Raw genomic sequence first — 22,314 nt, 5'->3', positions numbered from 1 at the left:
AGCCCCCTGCAAACGGAGCGGAGCGGTGACGCTACTTTCCGCGACCGCCCGGGCGACCCGCGCCACCGGGCGATCGGACGGGCCGCGCGACGATCACAACTCCTCCAAATCCCGGGATGGTTTAGACCATTGACCGCGTGGTCCGCGCTTCCCTAGCATCTGAGCCGTCACGGCAGCCCCACGAGAGCGCCCTGACCTCACAGATCATGCTGTCTGGCGCGTTCCGTCTCCCGCCCGCGCGGCCCGACGGTCCCGCTGCCCGCCGCGCGGCGGCGATGCGCACCGAACACCGGACCGGAGTCGACTTGACGATCACAGCTGACGGCACCGCCGGTGTCCCGCACGACGCCGCGGACCACCTGTCCGTGGGGCAGGAACGGCTGTGGTTCCTCGACCAGTTGGAGCCCGGCACGGCCGCCTACAACATCCCGCTGGTCCTCCGGCTGACCGGGCGGCTCGACGTCGCCGCCCTCTCGGCGGCCCTGGACGCGGTGGCCGCCCGGCACGAGGCGCTCCGCAGCCGGTTCCCCGCGGTGGACGGCCGGCCGCGGGTGGTCGTCGACGCGCCCGCGCCGGTGCGGCTGGGCACGGTCGACCTGCGGGCCTGCGACGAGGGCGAACGGGCCGCGGCCCTCGCGGCGCTCACCAACCGCGGCTTCGACCTGGCCGCCGGTCCGCTGCTGCGGGCCGACCTGCTGCGGACGGGCGAGCAGGAGCACCTGCTGTGCCTCGTGCTGCACCACGTCGTCGCCGACGGCTGGTCGCTCGGCCTGCTGCGCTCCGAACTCGCCCACCACTACGCGACCGCACGGGGCGAGGCCCGGCCCGACCTCCCCGCCCCGGCGTCCTACCGGGCACTGACGGCCGCCGAACGCGCCTGGCTCGACGGGCCCGAGGCGGCCCGGGCCAGGGAGTTCTGGCGCGACCGGCTGGCCGGGGCGCCCGCCCTGGAACTCCCGCTGGACGCGCCCCGGACCGAGGGCGCCGGGAGCTCCGGCGGCTACCGCACGCAGGTGCTCCACGGCCTCGGCCCGGAACTCGCGGCCTTCGCCCGCGCCCACCGCGTCACCCCGTTCATGGTGCTGGCCACCGCCTACCTGAGCCTGCTGCACCGGATCACCGGCCAGGACGACTTCTGCGTCGGGGTGCCGACCGCCGCGCGCGACACCCTCGGCAGCGAGGACGCCATCGGCTACTTCTCGTCCGCCCTGGTGCTCCGGGCCGACTTCTCGACCGCGCCGACCTTCGGCGAGGCCCTGCGCCGCACCCGCTCCGAGTGGACGGGCGCCCTGACCCACCGGCGGGTCCCCTTCGAGCAGTTGGCCGAGGACCTCCGGCCGGCCCGGGACACCGGGCGCACCCCCGTCTTCCAGACCCTGCTCACCGTGCACACCCAGGACGGCGGCACGCTCGGCCCCCAGCCCTTCGCCGACCTCACCTGCACCGAGGTCGACGGCGGGCACCGCGCCGTCACGTCCGAACTCGGCCTGGACGTCCGCGCCCACGGGGACGACCTGCACGCCGTCCTGGGCTACCGCTGCGACCTGCTGAGCGGCGACACGGCCGCCGCGACCGTCCGCCGGTTCGAGACCCTGCTGCGCGGCGCGCTGGCCCACCCGGACACGCCCGTGCACCGCCTGCCCCTGCTGGACGCCGACGACCTCGCCCGGCTCGCCGCCGCGGGCCGCGGCCCGGAGCTGCCCCCGGCCTCCTGCGTGCTGCCCGCCATCGACCGGGCGGCGGCGGCCCGCCCCGGGGCCACCGCGGTCGTCGGCCCGGACGGGGCGCTCACCCGCGGCGCGCTGTCCGCGGCGTCCCGGGCGCTGGCGGCGCGGCTCGCCGCGCACGGCGTCGGCCGCGGGGACCTCGTGGCGCTCTGCCTGCCGCGCGGCCCGGAGGCCGTGGTCGCCATGCTGGCCGTCTGGCGCCTCGGCGCCGGCTACCTGCCGCTCGACCCCGCCTACCCGGCCGCCCGGCTGGCCTTCGCACTGGCCGACAGCGGGGCCGTCCTGCTGCTCACCGCGGACGGCCGCGCACCGGACGGGGTGGACGTGCGGGTACCGGTGCTGTCCGCCGCCGCGGACGGCCCGGCCGCCCGGGAGCCGTCCGGACCGCTGCCCGGCCCGCTGCCCGACGACCCGGCGTACCTGATCTACACCTCCGGGTCGACCGGCCGGCCGAAGGGCGTGCTCGTGCCGCACCGGGCGCTGGCCGCCCGCGTCGCCTGGATGGTCGACGGCTACGGGATCGGCGAGGACGACCGCGTCCTGCAGTACGCCACGCTCGCCTTCGACACCAGCGCCGAGGAGCTCTTCCCCGCGCTCGCCGCCGGGGCCGTGCTGGTGACGGCCCGGCCCGGCGCCGCGCTCCCGGACCAGTTGGCCGAGCCGTACGCCGCCGGGGTCACCGTCCTGGACCTGCCGACCTCCTACTGGCACCACCTGGTCGCCGACCTGGACGAGACGCCGTGGCCGGAGCGGCTGCGGCTGCTGGTCCTGGGCGCCGACCAGGTCCGCCCCGACGCGGTCGCCGCCTGGCGCGCCCGGTTCGGGGACCGGGTGCGGGTGGTCAACTCCTACGGGCCCACCGAGGCGACGGTCATCGCGACCACCTGGGAGCTCGGCGCGTCCGACGGGCGGGCGCGCCCGCCGATCGGCCGGCCGATCGGCGCGACCACCGCGGCCGTCCTGGACCGGTACGGCAACCCGGTGCCGCCCGGCACGCCGGGCGAACTGGTGCTCGGCGGGGCCGGGGTGACGCACGGTTACCTCGGCCGTCCCGGAGCCACCGCACGGTCCTTCGTGCCCGACCCCGACGGCCCGCCGGGCGCCCGCCGCTACCGCACCGGCGACCTGGTGCGGTACCGCGCCGACGGCGCCTTGGAGTTCCTCGGGCGCATCGACGACCAGCTGAAGGTGCGCGGCTACCGGATCGAGCCCGGCGAGGTCGAGGCGGCCCTCCTCGGGTGCCCCGGCGTCGCGCACGCCGCCGTCGCCGCGCACGGCGAGGTCCTCACCGCCTACACCGTCCCGCGGCCGGGCGGCCCGCCGCCCGCCCCGGACGCACTGCGCGCCGCCCTCGCCGCCGTCCTGCCGCCGCACGCCGTCCCGCACGCGTTCGTCGTGCTCGACGCGCTGCCGCTCACCCCCAACGGGAAGCTGGACCGCCGGGCGCTGCCCGCCCCGTCCCCGGGCGGCGGGCCGTCGGCGGCGCACGTGCCGCCGCGCACGGAGGCCGAGGAGCTGGTCGCCGAGGTCTGGCAGGAGGTGCTCGGCGTCGACCGGGTCGGCGCCCACGACGACTTCTTCGACCTCGGCGGCCACTCCCTGCTCGCCACCCGGGTGATCGCCCGGCTGCGGGCCGCGGTCGACCTCGCCGTCCCGCTCCGGACGCTGTTCACCCACCGCACCGTGGCGGCCTTCGCCGAGGCCGTCGAGGCCGCGCTCGCCGCCGAGATCGACACCCTGTCCGACGACGCCGCCGAAGAACTCCTGGCCGCCCAGGACGCCCTGGAAGGGGCCCGCCCGACCTCATGAGCACCGCCGACAGAACCACCGACAGAACCGCCCCGGCCGAGCCGTCCCCGGCTCCCCCGCCCCCGGCTCCCGCGCCCCCGTCCGCGGGAGCGGCCCTCTCCGACCCCAAGCGGGAGCTGCTGCGCCGCCGGCTGGCCGCCCGCAACCGGCCCCGGACGACCGCGGTGCCCCGGCGGGCCCCCGGGACGCCCGTGCCGCTCTCCTTCGCCCAGGAACGCCTGTGGTTCATGGAGCAGTTCGCCCCCGGCACCTCGGCGTACAACATCCCGGTGGTCCGGCGGCTGCGCGGCCCGCTCGACGCCGACCTGCTGCGGGCCGCGGTGGACGCCTGCGTGGCCCGGCACGAGACGCTGCGCTCCCGCTACCCGGCGACCGAGGACGGGCGCCCGCTGCTGGTCGTCGACCCGCCCGCCCCGACGCCGGTGCCCGTGGTCGGGGCCGCCGACGAGCGCGCCGCCGAACGCCTGGTGGACGAGGCCGCCGCCGTCCCCTTCGACCTGGAGGACGGTCCGCTGCTGCGGGTGCTGCTGGTCCGGCTGGCCGAGGACGACCACGTCCTGCTGGTCGTCGTCCACCACAGCGTCGGCGACGGCTGGTCGAGCGAGGTCCTGCTCGGCGAGGTCCTGCTCGGGTACGCCGCCCGGGCGGCCGGAGCGCCCGACCCGCTGCCCGCACTCCCGGTGCAGTACGGCGACTTCGCCCTGTGGCAGCGCGAGCGGCTGAGCGGTGACCGGCTCGCGGCGGAGCTCGACCACTGGCGGCGCGAGCTCGCCGGCGTCGAGCCGCTGCAGCTGGCCTTCTCCCGGCCCCGCCCCCCGCGCCAGACCTTCGAGGGCGCGGGCTACGGCTTCGCGGTGGACCGGCCGCTGCTCGACCGGCTGTCCGCCCTCGCCGACCGGCACGACGCCACGCCGCACATGGTGCTGCTCGCCGCCTTCCAGCTCCTGCTGGCCCGCTACAGCGGCCGCCGCGACTTCGCCGTCGGCTCACCGGTCGCCGGCCGCCCGGAGCCCGAACTGGAGCCGCTCGTCGGCATGTTCGTGAACGTGCTCGCGCTGCCCGCCCGGCTGGAGGGCGACCCGACGTTCGGCGAACTGGTCGGCCGCACCCGCGAGACCTGCCTGGAGGCGTACGCGCACCAGGAGCTGCCGTTCGCCCACCTGGTCAGCGAGCTCAACGTGGCCCGGGACGCCTCCAGGCCGCCGGTCTTCCAGGCCGTGCTCGCCGTCCAGAACTACGCCACCCAGCGCTCCGCGGCGATGGAACTCCCCTTCGAGGTCGAGCCGTTCGGCGTGCGGGCCAGCGGCACCCGGTTCGACGTCGAGCTGTTCCTCCAGGAGTGGCCGGACGGCCTGCGGGGCTCCTTCAACTACAACACCGACCTGTTCGCCGAGCCGGACGTCGCGGCCCTGGCCGCGCACTTCGACCGGCTGCTGCGGACCGTCGCCGACCGTCCCGACACGCCCGTCTCCGTGCTCGACACCCTCACCCCGGCCGAACGCGCCTTCGAGACCGAGCAGTTCAACGACACCGCGGTCGACCGCCCGGCCACCACCCTGACCGCCCTGGTCGCCGAGCAGACCGCCCGGACGCCGGACGCCGTGGCCGTCGCCGTCGAGGGGCGCCCCGCGCTCACCTACCGCGAACTCGACGCCCTCTCCGGGCGGATCGCGGCCCGGCTCGCCGCCGAGGGCGTCGGCCCCGGCAGCCTGGTCGCGGTGAGCGCCGAACGCTCGCCGGAACTCGTCGCCGCGCTGCTCGGCGTGCTGCGCTCCGGCGCCGCCTACGCGCCGGTCGAGCCGGACCACCCGGCCGAGCGCCGCGCCCTCCTGCTCGCGGACAGCGGAGCCACCGTCCTGCTCACCCAGCGGGGCCTGCCGACCCCGGTCGGCTGCACCGCCCGGGTGCTGCTGCTCGACGACCCCGCGGAGTGGCCCCGACCGCGCGCCCTGCCCGCGGGGCCGGAGCCGGACGACACCGCGTACCTGATCTACACCTCCGGCTCCACCGGCCGCCCCAAGGGCGTGCCCAACACCCACCGGGCGATCGCCAACCGCGTCCAGTGGATGCAGGACGCCTACCGCCTGGGCCCCGACGACGCCGTCCTGCAGAAGACCCCGACCGGCTTCGACGTCTCGGTCTGGGAGTTCTTCTGGCCGCTGACCGCCGGGGCCCGGATCGTGCTGGCCCGGCCGGGCGGGCAGAAGGACAGCGGCTACCTCCGCGACCTGATCGTCTCGGCCGGGGTCACCGTCGCCCACTTCGTCCCCGCGATGCTCACCGCCTTCCTCGCCGAGGAGGGCGTCGAACGCTGCACCACGCTGCGCCGGGTGGTGTGCAGCGGCGAGGCGCTGCCGCCCGACGCCGCCCGGGAGCTGACCTCCCGGCTGCCCGGGCTGGCGCTGGCCAACCTGTACGGGCCGACCGAGGCCGCCGTCGACGTCTCGGCCTGGGAGTGCGCGGGGCCGCTGGAGACTGTGCCGATCGGCCTGCCGATCCACAACACCCGGCTGTACGTGCTCGACGAGCGGCTGCGCCCGGTGCCGCCGGGCGCCCCCGGGGAGCTCCACATCGGCGGCACCGCCGTCGCCCTCGGCTACCACCGGCGCGCCGGTCTCACCGCCGCCCGGTTCGTCCCCGACCCGTGGGGCCCGCCCGGCTCCCGCCTCTACCGGACCGGCGACCTGGCCCGCCGCCGCGCCGACGGCACCCTCGAACACCTCGGGCGGATCGACCAGCAGGTCAAGCTCCGCGGCATGCGGATCGAGCCCGGCGAGACCGAGGCCGCGCTGCGCGCCCAGCCGGGCGTCGCCGACGCCGCCGTGGTGCTGCGCGAGGACCGCCCCGGCGACCAGCGGCTGGTCGGCTACCTCGTCGTCGCCGCCGGGGCCGAGGAGCCCGACCACGCGGCGCTGCGGACGGCGCTGCGGCGGAGCCTCCCGGAGCACCAGGTGCCGACGGCGTTCACCGCCGTGCCCGCCCTCCCGCTGACCCCCAACGGGAAGCTGGACCGGCGCGCCCTGCCGGTGCCGCCGGTCCGGCGCCCGGCGGGGGCCGCCGAGCCCGCGACGCCGGCCGAGCGGGTGCTCGCGGAGATCTGGGCGGAGGTCCTCGACCTGCCCTCGGTCGGTGCCGACGAGGACTTCTTCGACCTCGGCGGTCACTCGCTGCTGGCCACCCAGGTGGTCGCCCGGGCCCGCAGGCGGCTGACCGGGGCGGGGGCCCGGCCGATCAGCGTCATGGACCTGTTCACCCACCGCACCGTCCGGGAGCTGGCGGCCGTCGCGGACCGCTCCGACGGGGAGCGCGCCCCGCGCGGCCTGCTGCACCGGCTCACCCCGGCGGTGCCGGCCGACCGGCGCCGGCTCACCCTGGTCTGCGTCCCCTACGGCGGCGGCAGCGCCGTCGTCTACCAGCCCGTCGCCGACGCGCTGCCCGCCGACACCGAGCTGTGGGCGGTGGCCGTCCCCGGGCACGACCTCGGGGTGACCGAGGAGCACCTGGCCTTCGACGAGCTCGCGGCCAGGATCGCCGCCGAGGTCAGCGAGCGCGTCGAGGGCCCGCTCGTCGTGTACGGCCACTGCGCGGTCGGCACGGCGCTCGCCGTCTGCGTGGCCCGCCTGCTGGAGGCGTCCGGCCGCGAGCTGGAGGGCGTCTACGCCGGTGCCCAGTTCCCGTTCGCGCGGCCGCGCAGCCGGGTGCTCTCCGCGCTCGGCAGGCTCGCCGCGCTCGAACCGCTGGTCGGCGACCGCACGTACGCCAACTGGCTGACCGGCATGGGCGTCGACACCTCCGAACTGGACGAGGAGCAGGTCCGGTTCGTGGTGGGCAACATGCGCCGGGACACCCGGGCGGCCGAGGAGTGGTTCACCCGGGCCATCGCGGAGGTCGCCGACGGCGCGCCCCGGCTGCGGGCGCCGCTGGTCTCCCTGGTCGGCGACCGCGACCCGGCGGCCGACTTCTACCGGGAGCGCTACCGCGAGTGGCTGCTGCTGGCCGAGCGCTCCGCCGTGGCCGTGCTCGACGAGGGCGGGCACTTCTTCATCACCTACCGCGCGGCCGAGGTCGCCGCCGCCGTCACCAGCGTGCACCGCGCCGTCGCCGACGGGACGACCGCCGCGCTGCCCGCGCCGGGCCCCGAGAGCTCCTGGTGGTTCCACGCCGAGACCGGGCCCGCGACCGCCGCGAGCACCGAGGGGGGCGTCGGGGGCGCCGCCCCGGCGGACGACGGGCCGGCGGACGACGGGCCGCAGCCCAGCATGCGGCGCTTCCTGCTGGTGGCGGGCGGCCAGCTGGTGTCCATCACCGGCTCGGCGCTCACCGAGTTCGCCCTGCCGATCTGGATCCTGGTGCAGACCGGCTCGATGGCCCGCTACGCCCTGTACGCGGTGGTCGCGATGCTCCCGGGCATCCTGGTCGGCCCGCTCGCCGGGGCCGTCGTCGACCGGCTGGACCGCCGTGCGGTGATGCTCGGCGGCGACCTCACCGCCGCCGCCACCCAGGCCGCGCTGCTGGGGCTGCTGCTGACCGGCCGGCTGCAGTCGTGGGAGGTGTACGCGCTGCTGGGCGTGCTCTCCGTCGCCCTGACCTTCCAACGGCTCGCCTACGCCTCCGCCGTACCGCAGCTCGTCCCCAAGCAGTACCTGGGGCACGCCAACGGGATCGTCCAACTCGCCTTCGGAGCCGCGCAGTTCGTCGTCCCACTGGGTGCGGTGGCGCTGCTCGCCGCGGTCGGGCTGCGGGGCGTGCTGGTCATCGACGTGGTCAGCTACGCGCTCGCCGTCGGCGTGCTGCTCGCGGTCCGCTTCCCGCGGACGCTGCCCTGGACCAGGCGCGAGTCGCTGGTCGCCGAGATCCGCAACGGCTTCGCCCACACCTGGCGCCACCGCGGCTTCCGGGCGATGCTCCTGTGGTTCGCCGGGCTGAACCTCTTCCTGTCGCCGCTGTTCCTGCTCACCACTCCCCTGGTCCTCGCCTTCGGCGACCTCGCGGCGGCCGCCCGGGTCGCGGTGGCGGGCGGCGCCGGTGCCCTGCTCGGCGGGGTGGCCATGGGGTTCTGGGGCGGGCCGCGGCGGCACCGGCTGCGCGGGATGCTGGCCCTGGCGGGCGGGCTCGCCGCGGCCGGGGCCGTCACCGGGCTGCGCCCGAACCTGTGGGTGGTCGCGGCCGGCGCGTTCGGCATGTCGTTCGCGCTCTCCCTGGTCAACGGCGTCTACGCGACGATCGTCCAGACCAAGGTCGCGCAGCGCTTCCACGGCCGGGTGTTCGCCCTGAACACCCTGGTCGCCTGGTCCACCCTCCCGCTGGGCCACGGGGTCGTCGCCCCGCTGGGCTCCGCCCTGCTCGGCCCGTTGATGGAGCCCGGCGGCGCGCTCGCCCCGGTCTTCGGCCCGGTCGTCGGCACCGGCCCGGGCCGCGGCATCGCCCTGATGTACGTGCTGTTCGGCCTGGCCATGATGGCGCTGGTCGCCCTCGGGCTGCGGCTCCCGGCGCTGGCCCGCTTCGACCGCGACGTCCCCGACGCCGAACCGGACGACCTGGTCGGCCTGCGCGAACGGGCCCGGGCCGCCGCGGCCCGCCGCACCGAAGGGAGCGCCGGGTGACCGCGCCCCGCACCGCATCGGCCGCTCCCCCGGCCCCGGCCACCCTGCCCGCCCTGCTCGCCCACCGCGCCGCGGCGCACGGGGAGCGGACCGCGATCGTCAACGGCGAGCGGAGCCTGGGCTTCGCCGACTGGCAGCGGCGCAGCGGCGCCCTCGCCACCGTCCTGCGCACGGCCGGTCTGGCCACCGGCGACCGGGTCGGCCTGTGCTACGGCACCGGCGGCTGGACGGAGTTCGCGGTGGCCTTCCTCGCCGTGCTGCGGGCGGGCGGTGTGGCCGTGCCGTTCTCCGACCGGACGCCGCCCGCCGGGGTCGGCCACCTCCTGGCCGACTGCGGGGCGCGCTTCCTGCTGCACGGCCCCGCCGGGGCTCCGGCGGGGGTGCCCGCGGGGGTGCGGACGCTCACCGAGCAGGACCCCGACCTGCCCGGCCCCGTCCTGCCCGAGCTGGACCTCGACCTGCCCGACCTGGAACCGGGGGCGCCCGCCCAGATCCTGTACACCTCCGGCACCACCGGCACCCCCAAGGGCGTCACCGCCTCCCACGCGAACCTCGCGCACGGGTGCACGCTCGACGAGCGCCGCCGGCCGCTGCGCCACTCGGCCGCGTTCCTGCACACCTTCCCGGTCGGCACCAACGCGGGCCAGACCATGCTGGTCAACGCCCTGAACGCGCACGCCCGTTGCGTGGCCGCGCCCCAGTTCACCCCGGCCCGGTTCCTGCGGCTGATCCCCGAGCACCGGGTCGGCAGCGTCTTCCTGGTGCCCGCCACGGCGATCGAGGTCCTGGCCTCCCCCGCCCTGGCCGCGGCCGCCGGGAGCGGCGCCCTGGACGGCGTCCGCCTGGTCGGCTCCACCGCCGCGGCCCTGCCGCAGCCCGTCGCGCTCGGCCTGAGCCGGGCCTTCGCCGGGGCCCAGATCGTCAACTACTACACGTCCACGGAGGCCGCCCCGGCCCAGGTCACCCTGCTGTTCGACCCGGCCCGCCCGCAGTCGCCCGGCCGTCCCGCCTCGCTGGCCGACCTGCGCGTCACCGACGCCGCGGGCCGCCCCGTGCCGCCGGGCACGGCGGGCGAGCTGTGGCTGCGCTCGCCCGCCGCGCCGCGCGGCTACCTCGGCGAGCGGGACGACGAGACCTTCCGGGGCCGGTGGACCCGGATGGGCGACCTCGGCCGGGTCGACGAGGACGGCTTCCTGCACCTGCTCGACCGGGAGCGGGACGTGGTCAAGTCCGGTGCCCACAAGGTCTCCACCCTCCAGGTCGAGGACGCGCTGCACGCCCACCCGCTGGTCGCCGACGCGGCGGCCGTCGGCGTCCCGCACCCCGTCCTCGGCAGCGTGGTGGCGGCGTTCGTGGTGCCCGCGGGCGAGCTGACCGCGGCCGCCCTGCGCACCTTCCTGCTGGACCGCCTCGCCGTCCACGAACTGCCCGCCACCGTGCACTTCCGCGACGCCCTCCCGCGCAACGAGGCCGGCAAGGTCCTCAAGCGGGAGCTGCGCCGCGCCCTCGACCCCGACCCCCGTGAGGCCGCCCCGTGACCCTCCCGACCTCCCCCGCCCAGCACGGCGTGCGGCTCACCGAGCACGCGCTGGACACCGGCTCGGCCTACCACCTGGCCGTCGCCGTCGAACTGACCGGCCCGCTCGACGTCCCGGCCCTGGACCGGGCGTGCGCCGCCGTCACCGCCCACCACCCGGCCCTGACCGGCGTCCCGGCGCTGGACGGCGGCCCCGGCCGGACGGTCGCGGTGCCCGCTCCGCGCCGCGTCGAGTGCACCGCCGAGGAGCTGCCGGCGCGGCTCGCCGAGGAGCGCTCGGCCGCCTTCGACCTGGTCGCCGGTCCGCTGTGCCGGTTCGCGCTGCTGCGGACCGGGCCGGAGCGGCACGTCCTGCTGTTCACCGCCCACCACCTGGTGTTCGACGGGGAGTCCAAGGAGCGGCTGGTCGACGACCTCGCCGCGGCCTACCGGGGCGATCCGCTCGCGCCGGTGCCCGACCGCGTGCACCCGGCCGCGGAGCCCGCGCCGGAGGACCTGGCGGACGCCCGCACGCTGTGGGCCGACCACGGACCGGACCCGGCCGCCCCGGTCCTGCCCGGCCTCGTCCCGCCCGCCGACGGCGGCGTGCTGCCCGCGCCCGGCGCCGAGACCGGCTTCCGCCTGGACGAGCGGCGCTGCGCGGCCCTCTCCGACGCGGCGCACCGGATCGGCGTCACCCGTTTCGAACTGCTCACCGCGGCCTGGCACGCCCTGCTGGTGCGCTACGGCGACCCCGCCCCCACCACCGCGGTCGAGCTGTCGCTGCGCCCGCCGGGCACGCCGGTGGCGGTCGGCCTGGCCGTCAACGAACTGCCGCTGCGGGTCGCCGTCGCGGACGCCGCCCGGCCGGCCGACCTGCCGTTCGCGGACTGGGCCCGCGCCGTCCGGGCCGCCCTGCGGGCGCTGTACCGGCACCGGGCGACGCCCTTCGGCCGGATCGTGCGGGGCCTGACCCCCCGGACGGCCCTGGCCCCGCTGTCCGTCAGCTACCGGCGCCGTCCGGCCGCCGCCGCGCCGGAGTTCGGCGCCGTCGCCGCCGAGGTGCAGTGGATCGGCTTCCCGGGGACGGCGCGCAACCTCCTCCACCTCCAGCTGGTCGACTGCGGCGACGAGGTGCGCGGCAGCCTCCAGTACCGCCGCGGGGCGCTGCCGCCGGGCACCGCCGAGCGGATCGTCGGGCACTGGACGCGGCTGCTCGACGGGGCCCTCGCCGACCCCGGGACGACGCTCGGCGCGCTGCCCCTGCTCGGCCCGGACGAGCTGCGTGCGCAGGTCGCGCCGCCGACGCTGCGCACCGGCCCGGCCCCCGCGACCGTCACCGAGCAGTTCTTCGCCCGCGCGGCCGAACGGCCCGACGCGGTCGCCGTCGTCGCCGCGGGCACCGCCCTGAGCTACGGCCGGCTCGCCGAGCGGGTGGAGCGCGCGGCGGCGGCGCTCGTCCGGCGCGGCGCCGGGCCGGGAACCCTGGTCGGCATCGAGCTGCCCCGGGGCCTGGACCAGCTCGTCGCGGTGCTCGCCACCCTGGCCGCCGGTGCCGCCTACCTCCCCCTCGACCCCGGGTACCCCGCGGAGCGGCTGGCCCTGGTCCGCTCCGACGCCGCGCCCGCCCTGCGGGTCACCCGCACGCCCGGAGGTCCCGGCGACCTGGCCCCGGCGGACCTCGCGGCCGCTCCGAGCGCCGGTCCGGACGGCCTTCGGCCGCTGCCCCCGCCGGACCCGTCCCTGCCCGCCTACGTGCTGTACACCTCCGGCTCCACCGGCCGTCCCAAGGGCGTCGAGGTGCCGCACGCGGCGCTGGCCAACGTGCTGGCGGGCCTGCGGGAGCGGCTCGGTTCGGGGGCCGGGGACCGTTGGCTCGGGCTCACCTCGCTGTCGTTCGACATCTCCGCCGTCGAGCTGTTCCTGCCGCTGACCACCGGCGGCCGGGTCGTCCTCGTCCCGGAGGAGGAGCACCGCGACGGCCCGGCCCTGCTCGGGCTGCTCCGGGAGGAGCGGGTCACCCACGTGCAGGCCACGCCCAGCGGCTGGCGGCTGCTCCTGGACGCCGGGCTCCCCGGCCGGGTTCCGGGTCTCACCGCGCTCACCGGCGGCGAGGCCCTGCCCGCCCCGCTCGCCGCCGAACTCACCGCGGCCACCGCGCGGTTGGTGAACGTGTACGGGCCGACCGAGACGACCGTGTGGTCCACGCTGGCCGATCCCGCGGTCGGCGGCGACGGCGCCGTCCGGCTCGGCGACCCGCTGACGGGCACCGGCGCGTACCTGCTCGACCCCGACCTGCGGCCCGTCCCGTACGGCGTCGCGGGCGAGCTGTACCTCGGCGGGGCGGGGGTGGCGCACGGCTACCTGGGCCGCCCGGGCCTGACCGCGAGCCGCTTCCTGCCCGACCCGTACGGGCCGCCCGGCAGCCGGATGTACCGGACCGGCGACCTGGTCCGGCGCGCCCCGGACGGTGCGCTGGAGTACCTCGGCCGCACCGACGGCCAGGTGAAGCTGCGCGGTCACCGGATCGAACTCGGCGAGGTCGAGGCCCGGTTGGCCACCCACCCCGGCGTGGCGCGGGCGGCCGTGGTGGCGCACGGCCCGGAGGGGGAGCTCCGCCTGGCCGCCTACGTCGTCCCGGCCGGGACGGCCCCCTCCCCGGAGGAGCTGCGTGCGCACCTGGCCGGCGTGCTGCCCGCCGCCGTCCTGCCCGGGGCGTACGTCGTCCTCGACGCGTTCCCGCTGACCCCCAACGGGAAGCTGGACCGGGCCGCGCTGCCGGAACCGGCGGTGGCCCGCCCCGAGCAGCCGGCCGGGGTCCCGGCCGGAGCGGGGAGCACCGACGCGGGGAGCACCGACGCGGTGGTCCTCGACATCTGGCGCGAGGTCCTCGGCCTGGACGACCTGGGGCCCGACGAGGACCTCTTCGACCTCGGCGGGCACTCGCTGACGATCACGGCCATCACCGCCCGGATCCGCCACCGCCTCGACGTCGACGTCCCGCTGGACGTCTTCTTCGACACCCCCACCGCACGGGACGTCGCAGCCGCCGTCCGTGCCCTCCGAGAGGAATGACCCGTGACCCGTGAGATCCGCTACCGCGTCGTCGTCAACGACGAGGAGCAGCACGCCCTGTGGCCGGACGGCGCCGACCTGCCGGCCGGTTGGCGGCCCGAGGGGTTCGTCGGTTCCGAGGAGGAGTGCACGGCGCACGTCGACCGGGTCTGGCCGGACATCCGGCCGCTGTCGGTGCGCCGCCGCCTGACCGCCGGGGCGGACGCCCGGTGAGCGCCCCCGGCACTCCCCCGTCCCCGGACACCGGGGCGCTGCGGCTCCGCCTCGCCGAGTCGGTCGCCCGGGCCTGCGACGGCGCGGTCGGCGCGGCGCAGGTGCTGGCGTCCACCGAGTCGCTCGCCGCGCTCGGGGTCGGTTCGCTCGCCCTGCTGCGCCTGGCGGACGCGGTGGAGGAGGAGTTCGGGGTCCTGCTCGACCTCGGCGACGGGGCGCTGCACACGGACGGGTTCGACGGGCTCGTCGCGCAGCTGGTCCGGCTCGGCGCGACGGAGCCCCGGTGGACCCCGTGACCGGGGCGGCGGCGCGGGACGCGGTCCTCGCCGTCCCCTTCGCCGGGGGCCGCAGCGGGACGGCGCCGCTCACCTGGGGGCAGCGCGCCATCTGGCACGCGATCGGCCGGACGGCCCCGAACGACCACTACTTCAACCTCGGCCGGGTGCTGCCGCTCGCCGACCGGGGCGCCCCGGTGGACGCCGCGCGCCTGGTGGCCGCACTGACCTCCCTGGTGCTGCGGCACGAGGCCCTGCGGACCAGGCTGACGGCGCTGCCCGACGGCGCCCCGGGCCAACTCCTGTACGGGGAAGGCCGGTTCGACCTGATCGTCCGCGAGGAGCCCGACCCCGCGCGGACCGCTCGGGCGGCCGAGGAGCTACTGGCGGAGCTGTCCGGGCGCCGTTTCGGGTACGCGGACGAGTGGCCGGTGCGGCTGGGGGCGGTCCGCTGTGCCGGGCGGATCACCCACGCCGTCCTCGCCCTGTGCCACCTGGCGTCCGACGGGCACGGCGCGGAGGTCCTGGTGCGCGACCTGCGGCTGCTGGTGCGCCGCGGCTCGGCCGGGCCGGTCAGCGCCAGGACGCCGCTGGAGCTGGCCCGGCGGCAGGCCGGGGAGGCGGGGCGGCGGGCCGGGGAGGCCGCGCTGGCGCACTGGGAGCGGGGCCTCGCGCAGGCCCCGCCGACGATGTTCGCCGCCCCGGTCGCGGCGCCGCGCACGCCCAGGTTCTGGACCGGCCGACTGGTCTCGGCGGCCCTGCCCCGGGCCGTGGACGCCCTGGCCGCCGGGCACGGCGTGAGCGGGTCGGCGGTGCTGCTGACCGCGGCGGCCGCCCTGGTCGCCGCCGGCCAGGGGCACCGGACGGCGGCCGTCATGCCGATCGCCGGGAACCGGGCCGCGGCGGACCGCCGCACCATGGTCAGCACCCTGTCGCAGGACGCCCTGGTGGTGCTGCCGCTGCCGGACGACCCGGCGGGGACCGCGGTCTTCACCGACCTGCTCCCCGGTGCGTTCGCCGCGTCCCTGGCCGGCTACCGGGCCGCCTCCTACGACCCGGCCGAGTGGGACGCGCTGCTGGAGCGGCTGGCGCGGGAGCGCGGCACGGAGGTCCACCCGTACTGCTGCTTCAACGACATGCGGCTGACCGAACGGGTCGCCGCCCCCGGGGGCGCCCCGGACGCCGGGGAGCTGGCGCGGCTGCGCGAACGCACCGTGCTCGACTTCCCGGCCACCCAGGAGCGGGTGGCCTGTCGGTACTGCCTGCACCTGACCGGCGACGACGCCGAGTTGACCGTCACCCTGACCGCCGACACCGCGTACCTGCCGCCGGAGGCGATCCACGCGCACCTGCGCGCCCTGGAGGAACTGGTGGTCGCCTCGGCCGCGGGTGCGCCGCCGCGGCTGGCCGACCTGGGCGGGCTGCTCGCCCCGTCGCGGGTCCGCGCGTGACGGCCGCGCCGGTCCCGCGGCCGGTCGTCCACGCGGACGCCACCTCCTGCGCGCAGGGCGGCCGGATCCGCTGCCGGACGGCGGCCGGCGACGGCGGTCCGCTCACCGGCCGGGTGGTCGTCACCGACGTGGTGGCGGAGCGCACGGTGCTGGTCGCGGAGGTCCGCGGCCCGGTCCACGACCTGGAGGTGCCCGCGGCGTGGCCGAGTTCGCTCTACCGGGCGAGCTTCCACGACCACCGCCCCGAGGTGCCGCGGCCCGAGCGGGACGCCGAGCACGAGGTGTGGTTCGCGGTGCGGGCGGCGCGCCCGGGCGGCGCCCCGGTCCTGGTGAGCGTCCCGTTCCCCACCTGGCGCGCCTACCACCGGGCCGGTGAGCCGGGCCGGAGCCTCTACTACTCGGAACAGCCCGCCCGGGCGGCCCGCGTCCCGCTCGCCGCGCCCGGCGGGGGTCCGCCGCCGGAGCGGTGGGAGGAGCCGCTGCTGCGCTGGCTGCACCGGACCGGGCGCCCGGTCGAGTACTGCTCGGGCTTCGACCTGGACGACGGGGCGGAACTCCTGGCCGCCTACCGGGTCCTGGTCGTGAACGGCCACGACGAGTACTGGACGGCGGGCATGCGGGACGCCGTCGAGGGGTTCGTCCGCCGGGGCGGGAACCTGGCGGTCTTCGCGGGCAACACCGCCTGGTGGCAGTTCCGCCTGGAGGACGGCGGCCGCACCATGGTCTGCCACCGCGACGCCGCGACGGACCCGGTCGCCGCCACCGACCCGTCCCGGACGACGGTGGAGTGGTCCAGTGCGCCGGTCGACCGCCCCGAGAACGCGATGACCGGCGTGAGCTTCCGCCGGGGGGCGGGGGCGTGGGGCGAGGGCATGGCGGTGATGGGCCGCGAGTCCTACACGGTGCGCTTCGCGGACCACTGGGTCTTCGAGGGGACCGGGCTGGCGGACGGGGACGCCTTCGCCCGGGGGGCGCTGGGCTACGAGACGGACGCGGCCGAGCTCGACTGGTCGCTCGGCGTGCCGCGGGCCACCGGGCGGGACGGGACGCCGCGCTCCTTCGCCGTCCTCGCCACCGCCGACCTGGGGCACTGGCGCGCCTACGGGCAGGGCGGGTGGGCGACCATGGGGGTCATGCGGCTCGGGGCGGGGTCGGTGTTCAACGCCGCCACCGTCAACTGGGGGCGGGCGCTGGACGATCCGGCGGTGGCGCGGGTGACCCGCAACGTCCTCGACCGGTTCTCCGAACCGCCCGCACCGCGCTGGCACACCGTCGGACCGGCGCCCGGGCTGCGGGCGCTCGCCGCCTGCGAGGGCCTGCTGTTCGCCGTGGCCGGGGACGGGACGACCCTGCTGCACCGCGAACCGTCCGAGCAGAACCTGCCGTGGACGCCCTGCCCTCCCTCCCCGGAGGGCCCGGACCCTCGGCTGCGCTGCCTCACCGCCCCCCGCGAAGCCTGCCACCCGGTGCCGCTGGCGCTCCTGGCCGTGACCGAGGACGACCGGCTGGTGCACCGCGCGCCCGTCACCGGCGCGGCGCCGTGGGTCGACGCCGGGTCGGTCCCCCGCGGGACGACGGCGCTCGCGATGTGCGACAACACGCTGTTCGCGGTCACCGGGCACGACGACACGCTGCACCACCGCCCGGCCCACCTCCCCGGGGCGGCGTGGACCCCGCTGGGCCCGGCCGGCGGCGCGACCGCGCTCGCCGTCCTGCACGCCCGGCTGCACGCCGTCACCCCCGACGGGCTGCTCACCCGCCCCCCGGTCCTCACCCGAGCACCGTTCGCCCCCTTCACCCCGCCGCTCCCCGCCCCGTCACCCGGGCCACTGGCCCCGCACGCCGGCCGGCTGCTGATGGCGACGGGCGACGGGCACCTGCTCAGCCACCCGGGCCGCACGACGACGGATCCCGCCCGGGAGGACGGCTGATCGGGCGTTCCGTCCCGCTGCGCCGGGGCCAGGGCGTGGTCGGGGTCGTCGCCGTCGAAGGAGCCGTCCGGCCACCGCCGTCCGGCCACCGCCGTCCGGCCACCGCCGTGCGGTCAGCCCGGAGCCGGCGTCCACCGGAACCCGCCGGAGCGGATCGATCACCCACGCGGCGCCGTACGGCAGTGGAGGGTGGAAGCCCTCGACGGGCACCACCGGTCCGCTGTCGCGGGCGGCACGGGGCGTCCCGGGCGGCACGGGGAAGCCGGTTCGGCACCGAACCGTCGACCTGCCCGCCGCGGGAGCGGCGGCGCGCGTTCCGGCCCGGTCGGGCATCGCGCCGCCCATCGGGGGTACGCGTCAGCGGACCACGGCCCACCTGCACGGTGGGGTCGGCCGTCCGGCAACGGAGAGTGGCATGAACGTGACAGCAGAGAGCACCGACGACACGGCCCTGTTCGCCGACCGGTACCGGGTCGAAGGCACCCTGGGGCGGGGGAGCGCCGCCGAAGTGCTGCGCGCCGTCGACCTGCACCTGGGCCGGGAGGTCGCGCTGAAGGTGCTGCACCGCGGCGCTCCCGAGGACTTCGCCCGCCGGTTCACCGCCGAGGCGCGGACGCTGGCCCGGCTCCGGCACCACGGCGTGGTCGAGGTCTACGACCACGGCAGCGCCGACGACCGCCCGTACCTCGTCCTGGAACTCGTGGACGGGAGGACGCTGGCCGACGCGCTGCGCACGGCACCGCTGTCCGCCTCCGCCACGCTCCGGCTCGGCCAGGAGCTCGCCCGCACCCTCGCGTTCGTCCACGCCCACGGCGTCGTCCACCGCGACGTCAAACCGTCCAACGTCCTGATCGACGCCTCGGGAACCCCCCGCCTCACGGACTTCGGCATCGCCCGCCACCCCTGGGACGAGTACGCCCAGGACGCCGACGCGACCCGGACGGGCTTCGTCGTCGGCACCCCCGCCTACCTGGCACCGGAGCAGATCCGCGGCCAGGGCGCCCGCCCGCCCGCCGACGTCTACGCGCTGGGCCTGCTGCTGATCGAGTGCCTCACCGGACAGCGCGTCTACCCCGGCGGCCCCATGGAGGCGGCGGTGGCCCGCCTGCTGCACTCCCCCGCCGTCCCCCCGGGCACGCCCGCACCGCTCGCCCGGGCCCTGCGCGCCATGACCCGGGACGACCCCGCGACGCGCCCGTCCGCCGCGGCGTGCGCGGACCTGCTCGACCCGCGGACGCTGCACCTCCCGGCCCTCGGGGACGGAACGCCGGTGGGCCGGAGCGCCGCCCGGCGCAAGCGCATCGCCCTGTCCGCGGGAACGGTCGGCCTGCTGCTCGCCGCCGGGGCCGGAAGCATGGCCTTCGGCACCGAGCACCCCTCGGCACCGCCCGCACAACGGTCCGCGGTCACCTCCACCCCCTCCCCGGCGCCCACGCCGTCCACCGCGCCGCCCGCCGCCCCGGCGCAGGCACCCGCCACGACGAGCACCCCCGGCGGCAGCACGCCCGCCGGGTCGGCCCCCTCGGAGGCGGCGCGGCCCGCGTCCGGCCCGCAGGCCGACCCAGCGGGGGCACCCCGTGCCGACGACAGCGGGAAGAAGGCGGAGAAGGACGGGAAGCCGCCCCGCAAGGGACCGAAGCGGTGAACGGGGCGCCCGGACGCGGGGCCCCGGACCGGGCCCGGGCCGCGCGGTTCGCGGGTGCGGGCGGGCTACCGGCCGGAGTGGTCGATGACGTTGCCGTTGGAACAGTTGTTGACGTGGTCGCCGACCCAGTCGCCGAGGACCGGCACCACCGCCACCTCCTGGAGGCAGACGGCCGCCGCGGTGAAGTTCCAGTTGTTGACGGCGTCCACCAGGCCGCCGAAGGTGCTGTCGTTGTCGGCCTGCGCGGGCGCGGCCGCGGTGAGGGCGAGGAGCGGCAGGGCCGCCGCCGTGATGATCTTTCGCATGCGCTGGGCAACGACCGGCGTGCGTGGCGGTCACGCGCGCCGGGGGTGCGTTCACCCGTCGGGACGGACCGAGCACCGGCGGGACCGGCCCCACGGGTTCCCGGCGGAGCCGCGGGCTGCCGCGAGGAGCGGTCAACGCCCTGACCGCCCGTCACTCGTGGGTGCGGCACCGCCCGCACCGTTCCACGGCACGGAGAGCAGAACCGTTCCGGACGGCGTGACGGTCAGCGCACGACGCGGTAGCGCTGGTAAAGGACGCGGGCGCCGACGGGGCGGTTCTCGACCAGGTCGAGTTCGACGCGGCGTCCGTGCCGGGGGAAGAACGGGGTGCCGCCGCCCAGGAGGACGGGGTGGATCCGGAGCCGGTACTCGTCGATCAGGTCGGCGGCGGCGGCTTCGGCGGCGAGGGTGGCGCCGCCGATCGCGATGTCGCCGCCGTCCGGTTCGGCGCGCAGCCGGGCGATCTCCTGGACGAGGCTGCCGGAGGCCGGCCGGGCGTTGCCCCGCACCGTCGTCAGGGTGGTGGAGAAGACCACCTTGGGGAGCGCCCTCCAGAGCGCGGCGAACTCGTGGGTCGGGAAGGCGAGCGAGGGCTCCTGGTCGATGGTCTCCCAGACGAGCATCGCCTCGTACAGCCGCCGCCCCATCAGGTGGACGCCCGCCCCCCGCACCTCGTCGGTGGCGAGGCGGAAGGTCTCCTCGTCGGGGAAGCCCCAGTCCAGTTCGCCGTCCGGCCCGGTGACGTAGCCGTCGGACGAGACGCTCATCGAATAGGTCACGCTGCGCATCGGAGCCCTCCTCGGTGTAGGCTCCGACGGTACTGCCGAGGAGGGACGCGGACCGGGAGGCGGCGGCCGGGCGGGGTCAGGAGATGGAGAAGACGGACGCCCACTTCTGGCCGGCCGAGCCGGCGGAGGCGGTGTTGGCGGTCACGGCCTGCCCGGCGGTGGCGTTGCCGTCGAGGACGAAGCCGGTGGCCGGGTTGGTCAGGGTGTAGGTGCCGACGGCGTTCTGGACGACCTGCCACTTCTGGTTGGCGGCGCCGAGGTTGACGGCGGTGAGGGAGATCTGGCCGCCCGCGGTGGTGGGGGCGGTGAGGTAGAGGGGGATGGGGCAGCTGTCGTAGATGCGGACGGTGCCGTCGGTGTTGGTGGCGAACTTCCAGCGCTGCGAGGCCCGGGTGGTGTCCAGGGCGGCGAACTCGGCCACCGAGGGGATGCTGCCGCTGCAGGTGCCGCCGCGCTGGAGGGCGACGCCGCCGCCGTTGCTGAGCGCGTGGTAGGCGTTGTCGCCGACGACCGTGGGGCCGTAGTTGATGGCGAAGGTGTCGAGCGCGGTCAGTGCGGTGCCGGTGGTGGACAGCGGGGGCGCCGCCGTCGGGCGGACGTTCTTGAACCAGTCGGCGAAGGTGGCGGGCGTGTGCGAGGCCAGGGTGGCGATGGTGCGGTCCCAGCTGCCGTCGACCTGGTTCCACAGCTGGAGCAGCGCGCCGTCCACATTGCCCTGGACCTGGTCGCCGGTCTGCCAGCCCGCCGCGGGGGTGAACGGGTAGGAGGAGCCGTCCGGCCAGACGTAGCGCTGGTCGCCGAGCAGGTAGGCCGCCGCCGAGTCGGCGAAGCCCTCCGTCCAGGCGCAGGTCGCGGAGGAGACCGACTGGATGTAGTGCGGGCTGCAGTTGGTGACGGTCGGGAAGGTGCTGTTGTAGAGCCGGTTCTGGAAGAAGTGGCCCGACTCGTGCAGCACGGTGTGCTCGGAGTCCGGGTCGGCGTCGGCCAGGTGCACGGTGTTCGACAGGTCGTACCAGGGCCCGTCGGTGGAGCCGGACTGCCAGCGGACGGTCAGGGTGGTGCAGGTGGCGGCGTTCGCCTCGGCGGCCGTCCAGCACGGGGTGGTGGAGTTGGCCCGGCGCGACCAGAGCAGGTTGACGGTGTCGAAGGCGTGCCAGGCGCGGGCCGCGGTGGTGGGTTTGACGGTGCCGAGGGCGAGGCTCGTCGATATGTTCGTCTGGGTCGGCGTGCTGTGGGTGTAGACCGCGCCGGTGGCGTCGGCGACCTTCCACACCTGGTTGTTGCGGGTGGCGAAGCGGACGTACAGGTGGTCCATCGCGGCGGTGGCGACCGGGGTGTAGCAGAGGTTGAACGAGCCGTCGGCCGCCCCGGTCAGCTGGGTGTCCGGGTTCAGCTTGTGGTCGGTGTCGGTGGACTTCTCCCGGCCCCAGAGCTCGACCGAGGCGTTGCGGGCGGCCCGGGTCCGGGTCGGCTTGGCGGTGCCCTCCTCGGCGGACTGGTAGTCGAACTGGAGGTTGCCGCTCAGACAGATCGGCTGTGCGGCGGAGGCGACGCCCGCCGAGAGCGGCACGACGACGCCCGCGGCGAGTGCAGCCGGCACCAGCAGGCGGAGCAGGGTGGTGGTGCGGTGTGGCATGGACGTCCTTCCGCAGGGTGCCCGGCCCACCGGTCGGCGGGTCGGGCACGGGGAGGCCGGGTGGTCCCCGGTCCGGTCCGTGGCGCACCGTTCGGTGACGGCCCGTCAGGACTGCGAGCCATCGTCGATTCGGTGCCGCGCCGCCCACCAGGGGCGCACGGAATCACCGCCACCGTTTGTGAAGTTTGCGTGTACGCCCGCGCGTGCCGGGTCCGGGCGCGCGCTCCGCATCCCGACGTAGCCGTGGGGCCGGGCCGCGCCGACCGGGCACCGGGCCGGCCTGCGGCAACGCGGGCGACCGAGGCGGAGAGCCGAACTCACCTGTGCGGCAAGGGCGTTC

At 77.1% G+C, this 22,314-nt stretch carries 12 protein-coding genes; 9 read left to right on the top strand and 3 right to left on the bottom strand.

Going from position 1 to position 22,314, the window contains the following annotated elements:
* The first annotated feature begins 305 nt into the window (after positions 1 to 305).
* The 9 genes from QSK52_RS16650 (at position 306) to QSK52_RS16610 (ending at position 19,245) form a co-directional block, all read left to right on the top strand.
* A complete protein-coding gene (locus tag QSK52_RS16650; protein ID WP_285736853.1) occupies positions 306 to 3,536 on the top strand; it encodes an amino acid adenylation domain-containing protein in 3,231 nt (1,076 codons plus the stop codon).
* Positions 3,533 to 9,139, top strand: coding sequence for a non-ribosomal peptide synthetase/MFS transporter (locus tag QSK52_RS16645; RefSeq protein WP_285736852.1), 5,607 nt, complete (start codon positions 3,533 to 3,535; stop codon positions 9,137 to 9,139). The genes QSK52_RS16650 and QSK52_RS16645 overlap by 4 nt, the downstream gene beginning before the upstream one ends.
* A complete protein-coding gene (locus QSK52_RS16640) occupies positions 9,136 to 10,677 on the top strand; it encodes a class I adenylate-forming enzyme family protein (RefSeq protein ID WP_285736851.1) in 1,542 nt (513 codons plus the stop codon). Before QSK52_RS16645 ends, QSK52_RS16640 begins: the two co-directional genes overlap by 4 nt.
* On the top strand, positions 10,674 to 13,730 hold the full coding sequence (locus QSK52_RS16635; RefSeq protein WP_285736850.1) for a non-ribosomal peptide synthetase: 3,057 nt from the start codon (positions 10,674 to 10,676) through the stop codon (positions 13,728 to 13,730). The genes QSK52_RS16640 and QSK52_RS16635 overlap by 4 nt, the downstream gene beginning before the upstream one ends.
* Positions 13,731 to 13,733: 3 nt before the next feature.
* Entirely contained in the window at positions 13,734 to 13,943 is a 210-nt protein-coding gene (locus QSK52_RS16630) for an MbtH family protein (protein ID WP_285736849.1), read from the top strand.
* The gene (locus tag QSK52_RS16625; protein ID WP_285736848.1) at positions 13,940 to 14,239 is read left to right on the top strand and encodes an acyl carrier protein; all 300 of its coding nucleotides are present in this window, start codon (positions 13,940 to 13,942) and stop codon (positions 14,237 to 14,239) included. Before QSK52_RS16630 ends, QSK52_RS16625 begins: the two co-directional genes overlap by 4 nt.
* The gene (locus QSK52_RS16620; RefSeq protein ID WP_435053277.1) at positions 14,236 to 15,669 is read left to right on the top strand and encodes a condensation domain-containing protein; all 1,434 of its coding nucleotides are present in this window, start codon (positions 14,236 to 14,238) and stop codon (positions 15,667 to 15,669) included. Before QSK52_RS16625 ends, QSK52_RS16620 begins: the two co-directional genes overlap by 4 nt.
* A complete protein-coding gene (locus QSK52_RS16615) occupies positions 15,666 to 17,600 on the top strand; it encodes a N,N-dimethylformamidase beta subunit family domain-containing protein (protein ID WP_285736846.1) in 1,935 nt (644 codons plus the stop codon). Before QSK52_RS16620 ends, QSK52_RS16615 begins: the two co-directional genes overlap by 4 nt.
* Positions 17,601 to 18,015: 415 nt before the next feature.
* Entirely contained in the window at positions 18,016 to 19,245 is a 1,230-nt protein-coding gene (locus QSK52_RS16610; protein WP_285736845.1) for a serine/threonine-protein kinase, read from the top strand.
* A 65-nt stretch (positions 19,246 to 19,310) separates the two neighbouring features.
* Here the strand turns inward: QSK52_RS16610 and QSK52_RS16605 are convergent, their stop codons facing one another.
* From QSK52_RS16605 to QSK52_RS16595, 3 genes are all read right to left on the bottom strand, one after another.
* The gene (locus QSK52_RS16605; RefSeq protein ID WP_285736844.1) at positions 19,311 to 19,550 is read right to left on the bottom strand and encodes a hypothetical protein; all 240 of its coding nucleotides are present in this window, start codon (positions 19,548 to 19,550) and stop codon (positions 19,311 to 19,313) included.
* A 224-nt stretch (positions 19,551 to 19,774) separates the two neighbouring features.
* Complete coding sequence (locus tag QSK52_RS16600) at positions 19,775 to 20,338, bottom strand: dihydrofolate reductase family protein (RefSeq protein WP_285736843.1); 564 nt, start codon at positions 20,336 to 20,338, stop codon at positions 19,775 to 19,777.
* Between the two features lie 76 nt (positions 20,339 to 20,414).
* On the bottom strand, positions 20,415 to 21,974 hold the full coding sequence (locus QSK52_RS16595) for an RICIN domain-containing protein (RefSeq protein ID WP_285736842.1): 1,560 nt from the start codon (positions 21,972 to 21,974) through the stop codon (positions 20,415 to 20,417).
* Positions 21,975 to 22,314 lie beyond the last annotated feature (340 nt).

It is taken from the genome of Kitasatospora phosalacinea (genome assembly GCF_030268885.1).
Classification (GTDB): domain Bacteria; phylum Actinomycetota; class Actinomycetes; order Streptomycetales; family Streptomycetaceae; genus Kitasatospora; species Kitasatospora phosalacinea_C.
The sequence above is the reverse complement of the archived record's forward strand: the minus strand, read 5'-3'. Positions and strand labels throughout refer to the sequence as shown.

What these genes read in the sequence shown, in the direction of transcription:
- QSK52_RS16645 (WP_285736852.1), top strand. Translation starts at nt 3,533, where the DNA reads ATGAGCACCGCCGACAGAACCACCGACAGAACCGCCCCGGCCGAGCCG.
- QSK52_RS16610 (WP_285736845.1), top strand. Translation starts at nt 18,016, where the DNA reads ATGAACGTGACAGCAGAGAGCACCGACGACACGGCCCTGTTCGCCGAC.
- QSK52_RS16605 (WP_285736844.1), bottom strand. Translation starts at nt 19,550, where the DNA reads ATGCGAAAGATCATCACGGCGGCGGCCCTGCCGCTCCTCGCCCTCACC.
- QSK52_RS16600 (WP_285736843.1), bottom strand. Translation starts at nt 20,338, where the DNA reads ATGCGCAGCGTGACCTATTCGATGAGCGTCTCGTCCGACGGCTACGTC.
- QSK52_RS16595 (WP_285736842.1), bottom strand. Translation starts at nt 21,974, where the DNA reads ATGCCACACCGCACCACCACCCTGCTCCGCCTGCTGGTGCCGGCTGCA.